A 7,687-nucleotide genomic window follows, 5' to 3' on the forward strand; every position below is an offset into this window, starting at 1 on the left:
GGAAAACGAATCCCTTCATCTTAAATGAACACATGCTTTTCGATAGTGAGGGCACCAACCTGAAAACGAATCCCACATCGCAAATCCTCCACCCCATTTCACAAAGCATTCCACCCATACAACGAATTGTTTAGTAAATTGAACCGCTGGTTGATAGCATTACTTTCCACAAAGAGTTATAGTTAGTGTAAATTAAATTTCATAACCCTTTCAGCGGAGAAAATATAATGTTAATGACACCAAATCCAAAAGAAACAACAGATTATCATGTGAAAGATATTTCTTTGGCAGATTTCGGACGCAAAGAAATTCAAATTGCTGAACATGAAATGCCAGGCCTAATGGCTTCTCGCGAAAAATACGGCGCAGACAAGCCACTTGCGGGAGCACGTATCATGGGAAGTCTACACATGACAATCCAAACAGCGGTTCTCATGGAAACTCTAGTAGAACTCGGAGCAGACATCCGTTGGGTAAGCTGCAATATTTTCTCTACCCAAGATCACGCTGCGGCGGCAATGGCGAAAAGTGGTATTCCTGTATTCGCATACAAAGGCGAAACTTTAGAAGAATACTGGCAGTTTACACTAAAGGCTTTGGTATGGCCAGACGGTTCAGGTCCTAACCTAATCGTTGACGATGGTGGAGACGCCACCCTTATGATCCACCGCGGTTACCAAGCTGAAAACGATATCACAATTCTTGATGAGCCTACAGACAATAAAGAATTGCAAATCGTAAATAGCCTTCTGAAGGAATTTGTACCTAACAATCCAAATTTCTTCCACAAGCTAGTAGAAAGCTGCAAAGGTGTTTCTGAAGAAACAACCACAGGTGTACACCGTTTATATCAAATGCTGGAAAACAACGAACTACTTTTCCCAGCAATCAATGTAAACGACTCTGTTACCAAGTCTAAATTCGACAACGTTTATGGTTGTAGAGAATCTCTAGTAGACGCGATCAAGCGTGCTACCGATGTAATGGTTGCCGGAAAAACAGCTCTAGTTTGCGGTTTTGGAGACGTAGGAAAAGGTTCTGCCGACGCACTCGCTGCTCTTCGTGCACAAGTTTGGGTAACAGAAGTAGATCCAATATGCGCACTACAAGCAATGATGGCTGGATACAAGGTTGTTACAGTAGAAGACGCTCTTCCTCATGCAGATATATATGTAACCACCACAGGGAACAAAGACATTATCACCATCGATCACATGAAAAACATGAAAGACCAAGCGATCGTGTGCAACATTGGGCACTTTGACAATGAAATTCAGGTAGAAGCATTAGAGACCTACCCTGACGTTAAGCACGTAAACGTTAAGCCACAAGTAGATATGTATACTTTCCCCACAGGAAACTCTATCTTCTTGCTAGCAGAAGGCCGTTTGGTAAACTTAGGCTGTGCAACAGGACACCCAAGTTTTGTAATGTCCAACAGTTTCACCAACCAGGTACTAGCGCAAATGGACTTGTGGAAAGAAAATAAAGAAATTGGTGTATACCGTCTATCTAAAAAGCTTGACGAAGAAGTGGCAAGACTACACGTCGAAAAACTTGGTGGTAAGATCACCGAGTTGTCAGATGATCAAGCAAAATACATCAATGTTCCAAAAGAAGGTCCATACAAGCCAGAACACTATCGTTATTAAAACATTCTCGCGAAGATCGCGAGCTTGTGATTAAGACGTAGATACAAAAAACCACAGAGAGTAAAATAAACGTTCTCTGTGGTTTTTTTGTGTAAATATGCATATTCCTCACAAAATTTTCATCATAGACAATTACACCCAATTTCTTGACTTTGATAGAATAAATTCATAGAATAAAAATCATAAATAACGGCAAAAAATATAACAATGGGTGGGAATATACGTGCAAAATAAAATAGCCGAGCGCAATAAAAATATCGCTCAATGTGTCGTTCACCTGGGTTTTCTGAATCAAACCGCTATACGGCAGTGTATTTCATACTGCAATCAAAACTCATTGAGCCTCGAACAATTTCTATTACAAAAAAAAATGTTGTCTACCTCGCAACTACAGAATATTTATACAGCGTTGAATCAGCAGCAAGACGTCGATATAAAAGAAAAGCGCTGGGGAGATTACATCATTGTGCGCGAAATTGCGCGCGGAGGTATGGGAGTCGTTTATGAGGCCATTCAAGAAAAAATCAAACGCAAAGTTGCCATTAAAATATTATTAAGTACTTCCTCTGTACAAGAAATACGCCGCTTTATACGCGAAGCAAAATTATCATCTACGATCAAGCATCCCAATGTAGTTCCCATTTATGATATGGGAGAATATGAGGGGCGCCTATTCTTAGTTATGCAATACATTCCCGGTAAAACATTTCGCGAATTTCTCTCGACAAACGATTCTCTCTCGGAGAGAATGCGGATTATCGAAGCCATGGCCAGTGCCCTTGCCGCCGCACACGAAAAAGGTATTGTCCATCGCGATATTAAACCCTCGAATATACTAATTGACGCCAATGACACACCGTATCTTGCCGATTTTGGTTTGGCAAAATCAATGAAAACAGAGTCGCAATATACACAGACCAGTCATATTCTCGGAACGCCATTTTATATGTCTCCCGAACAAACAAAAACATCTAAAGTTAGTTATGCGAGTGATGTATTCAGTTTAGGTGTTGTGATGTATGAAGCTTTGACAAATCAGCGACCTTTCGATGCACAAAATCAAGTAACATTGTCAAATAAAATTTGCAACGAAAAGGTAATAGCACCACGTAAAATAAATCCGGAAATCCCCACTACCTGGGAAAAGATATGTCTACACACTTTAGAAAAGAAACCTCAAGATCGCTATAAAAGTGCTGTAGAATTAGTCAATGATTTACAAAGAGCACAGCATGGCGAAAGTTTACTTGTTTCCTCGGTGTTGCGTTTCAAAAAAATAACGCAATTGCGTACATTACTCTTATATGGTAGTGCATTTTTAGTCATAGCGATTACCGTCATGCTCACCAATGGTTACATTCGCTTTGGAAACACCAACACTAAAGTACAAGAAAATGCCTCATTGCTTTTTCAAAAGGGACAAGAAGCTTTTGCCAAACAAAACTTTGAACAAGCCTTTGCTCTCATCACTAGATCTATCGAAAAAAAAACCTCTTTTGAAAAATATGTTTTACAACTGCGCTGCTTAGAAAAACAGCAAAATTACGCTGCACTCATCGAAAATGCGCAACAACTCCAAAAAAAATACAACAATCGCTTGCAGATTCAAAAATTACAATTATTGCATGCCACAGGTTTATGGAAAACCAAACGACAAAAAGCCGCATACGATCTCGTACATAAAGTGTACAAAACTTCTCCTTCAGCAGAATGCTTGTTATTATTGGTAAAAACCAGCTTTGACCTAAAAATGTATGGAGAAACGCAACAATATTTACAGGAATTGGTAAAATTTAAACTCGACAAGAACGGCCGAGGTGAAATGTTTCTTTATCTGGGAGCCACATGTTTTGCGCAGAAAAAATATCGAGTGGCCAAAGAATATTTATTCAAATCATTATCACATTTTCCCCTGAAAAAAACCCATCGTTTTCTAGGACAAATATTTTTTGCAGAAAAGAAACCAGAACAAGCCATAAAACATTTATCACAGAGTTTGGAAGAGCGCAACAATGACGAAAAAGTTCTTCGCCTACTTGCGCAAAGCTACCAAAACGCAAAAAATTTTAAGGAAGCAAAAACCACATACGATGAAATGATTGATTTGTCGCCATGGAAAGCGGAATATTTCTATCAAAGAGCCATGTGCTACACGCAATTAAATCAAATTGTCGCAGCACGTGATGATTTCTTGAAATCCATCGAAATCAATCGTCGCCAACATAATGCGATTATGGAATTGCATGCTCATAGTAACAACTATCCGATGTTAATGCGCTATAAAACTAACTGCATACTAGATGGTGTTCTTGTGAATTTTTTTGAAAACTTTGACGTCGATATTTTGCATAAAGAAAAGAAAAAAATTGCTCTGGACGTAGTACGTGTTTACCGCGAATGGCAACGCGAAAAAATACAAACTTATAACAAAGAATATGTACAAAAATTTTTGAAAATAATTGCCGCGGATAATTCGGGGGCCTTGCGGCAAATCGCCATACAAGGCATCGAAACAATGTATCGTTCTGCGAGAATGCTCAAAGACATTAGAGCGCAAGAAAACACCACACCGGCTCTGAAAAAATTACAGCGTAAAATACAAAAACGTCATGTTGATCACAATGTAGCCTTATTGAATTATTTGGTAACGCGCTATAAATTTTTTAACGATAAAAGTGCCCTACAGCCTTTATTTTTAAACAGAAAAATACTCATCAGATTTGCGCCGCAATTACTGCGTAGTAATTCGATCATTTTGAATTTGTGGATTTTGCAAACACTGATGGATTTAGCCACACCTGGTACCCATAAAGCCGTAGAAGAAATCGCAACACAGAATTCGCCCAACGCCATTTTAGCACTGTCTCTTCTGCACAAACATGGCTCCGACAACAAAGCTCAGCCTAAAAAAATTCGCCAAAATAATAGATACAAAGAATATTTAGTGCATTCACTGGTGATACGTCACGCACCATATACATTTGCCAATTTTATGACATATCCCAATGACAAGGTACGCTTGCTCTGTGCAGAGAAACTTTGGCAAAAGGGGGATCAAAAAGCACGTAAAGTCATTCGCCAATACTTTAAATCACAAGATATCCATATAAGACGTTATGCGTACAAAGTATACTTTACTGCCAATAAAGAACATGTCGCTCAAGCAGTACGCGAAGACATCTCCCTCCTGAAAAAAGGTATTTACGACAAAGACCACCTCGTGCAACAAATTTGTTTGAACTACCTCAGTCAATTTCGGCAAACAAATATATTACGTGATTTAATAAAAGTGTCGCAAGACAAACAACAAAACGAAGTTGTTCGTGCCTATGCGGTTCTGGGGTTACTTCGTAAAAATGACGTGACTTCCGGCTTACGCGTCGTTTGCGATCCACAAGAAAAACAGATCATTCGCGCTGCCTTTGTTTATGCTGATTTGGCAAAGATACTCGAGCAAGTCGATATGCTGCAAGTTTTAACCATGCTTCCAAAGTTGTCTTTAGAGACAAACATTCAATCCATTCCCACGATCGCGCAAATTGCCGGGGAAAGATTAGGAGCCAGCTATGTACGAAAGCTTCTACGCTCCGATTCGCTAGAAGTGCAAATTTCTTCTTGCTATGGCGCTTTTGTTTCCAAAAAAGTGAGTTTAATGAAAGATTTACAGCAAGTTATTGGTAAAACGGAAAACCCCATTTTACACCAAATCGCTTCAGGGGCCTTATTTGCCACTTTGGTAACGCAAGTACCAAAAAAGAGAAAAACTTTCCACAGTTGGGTAAAAAAACAAAGTTCTGCCGCCCAAAAAGGCGCAGCATTTGGCTACGCCTTTCCTGTTTTTGACATGGGAAAAATGCACGTTTGTGTTCGTAAATTGGGAAGATGGGATAACAATCTGGCATACCAAAATTGGGGAGAACGCATCGACCAAACTTTACTCAGTAGACGCAAGGATAAGGCACTATTAAAACAATATCGAAATTTTTTAGTTGAGGCAAATGCTCTAAATTCTGAGGCACATGAATATTTATTTTGTCATGCGGTCGCTTCTCATTATTTAAAAAAAGATAGTCTTGCGATGAAAAGTCTAAAAAAGGCGCTTAAATTAAAGCCAAACATGAGTTTCTATTGGTATTACCTCGCCAAAATCCGCCACGATAATCAACAATACAAAAGAGCGCGGCGGGCCGTGGAAAAGGCTTTGCAACTATCACCTCTCTACACCAAAGCGCAAGATTTATATGTCAAGATATTGCAACAATATGGGGAGAAAAAGTTGCTAAAGAAGCAACAAGGTCGTTTGAAACTGTTGTTAAAACAGCCTCGCTAGCAGGAGATCGCGATGAAACGTACAATAAAAATAGTTGACTACAACCCAAATTGGCCACAAGAGTTTGCGAAAATTGCACAAGATTTACGACAAATACTCCCCAAGGCAATTCGCATAGATCATATTGGTTCTACATCAGTTCCGAATTTGGGGGCAAAAGACATCATTGATATTCAGGTAACCGTTCGTGAACTCGATCCACAGATCCTGGAAACATTGCGCAAAAACGATTACCAAATTCGCGAACATATACAAAAAGATTGCCTAACCGGTTTTACTGGAAATGCATGTGAAATGCGCAAGTTTTTAACCTTGGAAAAAAAAGGACAGCGCCGCGCAAATATCCACATACGCAAAGAGGGCGCATTAAACCAAAAATATGCGCTATTATTTCGCGACTATCTCAGAAGCTGTACCACGACAAGAGATGCCTATCTACAGATAAAGAAGCAACTGGCATCTATTTACCCACACGATATAGACGGCTACCTTGATATCAAAGACCCAGTAATGGACATTATTTTTCGCGCAGCACAACTGTGGGCACAAAACAAAGTTTAAGAGTTACGAAAATGAGGAATTTGAGCCTTCACGAATTCCTGTTCTTTGATCTTCGCAAATTCTTTCAAAAAGTGACGCTTTGTTCCCCAAGACAACCCCGCTTTTTTCGCAACAGCCTTGAATTCCTTTGCATCGTAATTTTTGGCAAAATACAGAGTAATGTTGTGGTTCACGTTATCGTTAAACACCGGATACAGTTGTGAAAATAGGTAGTCTTCATCCTTACGAAGAAGATGTGTCACGGTAATAGAAGCACAAATCGCCAAGGTCTCGGTCTTCGTTTCACAAAAACGCAAGACACGCGTCAAATATTTCTCACGGTAAGAATCGGGAATAGCAGTAAGATGTTGCAAACCACAAACTGTGGAGAGTATGTAATAAGGATTGGAGTAGGACTCAAGTCCTTTTTCAATCGTCTGCCAACGATAACTTTCCTCCATAATGTCAGGACACATTAAGATATTGGCCACCGCTTGTTCATCGTCCCATTTGTCAACGACGTTTTGCACGACAAAGTGACTATCATCATCAAGCGCCGGCAATGTTTTTCTAGCTTCGCGTAACAACTCTAAGTCTTCTATTTCTAAAAACCGTAGAATCTCTTCCATGTATCCTCCGCATTATTTTGAATTAGGTGGTAAGGACTACTCTCATATGTGAAATTTAGTTAAAGAATTCGTCTCCATTTTGATGCTCTCATATGGAAAACTTCAGCTGGGGATTCGTCTTCATTTTGATGCCCTCATATGGAAAACTTCAGCTGGGGATTCGTCTTCATTTTGATGCCCTCCCTGCGATTCTTCCTTCAGCTAACGCTGAAGACTGCGAATCGCTGTCCCTCCCACGTGGAGGGACGTAACACGTCCAACTTGTTTTTGTTGTTTTGTTGTTTGCGCCACAACCACAATTTCCAAAATTGCATCGCACACCAGGTGTTTCGCAACTTAAGTGAATTTTGTTTTTTACAAAGAAGACGCATTACGCCTCTCCCGTGGGAGAGGCATGAGAATTGCTGCTTTCAGCGTAGCTGAAATCTGCAAATCGATGGTGAGGGCATCGCACAACAACGAATTCCATAACCCAAATTAGCACCACTTTTTCATCTCAGCTGCGACCATCGCACAACAGCGAATTCCAACCCAAA

The 7,687-nt window shown here is 39.9% G+C and carries 4 protein-coding genes; 3 read left to right on the forward strand and 1 reads right to left on the reverse strand.

Features of this window, described 5'->3' with window-relative positions:
* Window positions 1–233: 233 nt before the first annotated feature.
* From ahcY to UABAM_RS25325, 3 genes are all read left to right on the forward strand, one after another.
* Window positions 234–1,652 (forward strand): adenosylhomocysteinase, encoded by a 1,419-nt coding sequence (ahcY, locus tag UABAM_RS25315; RefSeq protein ID WP_152022055.1) that lies wholly within the window; start codon window positions 234–236, stop codon window positions 1,650–1,652.
* Window positions 1,653–1,875: 223 nt separating this feature from the next.
* Window positions 1,876–5,982, forward strand: coding sequence for a serine/threonine-protein kinase (locus UABAM_RS25320; RefSeq protein ID WP_151970790.1), 4,107 nt, complete (start codon window positions 1,876–1,878; stop codon window positions 5,980–5,982).
* 12 nt (window positions 5,983–5,994) lie between these two features.
* Window positions 5,995–6,543, forward strand: coding sequence for a GrpB family protein (locus UABAM_RS25325; protein WP_151970791.1), 549 nt, complete (start codon window positions 5,995–5,997; stop codon window positions 6,541–6,543).
* On the opposite strand, the gene UABAM_RS25330 is transcribed toward UABAM_RS25325, so the two are convergent.
* Window positions 6,540–7,151 (reverse strand): hypothetical protein, encoded by a 612-nt coding sequence (locus tag UABAM_RS25330; RefSeq protein WP_151970792.1) that lies wholly within the window; start codon window positions 7,149–7,151, stop codon window positions 6,540–6,542. The two genes, UABAM_RS25325 and UABAM_RS25330, sit on opposite strands and share 4 nt — an antisense overlap.
* Window positions 7,152–7,687 lie beyond the last annotated feature (536 nt).

It is taken from the genome of Candidatus Uabimicrobium amorphum, assembly GCF_009002475.1.
GTDB classification, from domain to species: domain Bacteria; phylum Planctomycetota; class Uabimicrobiia; order Uabimicrobiales; family Uabimicrobiaceae; genus Uabimicrobium; species Uabimicrobium amorphum.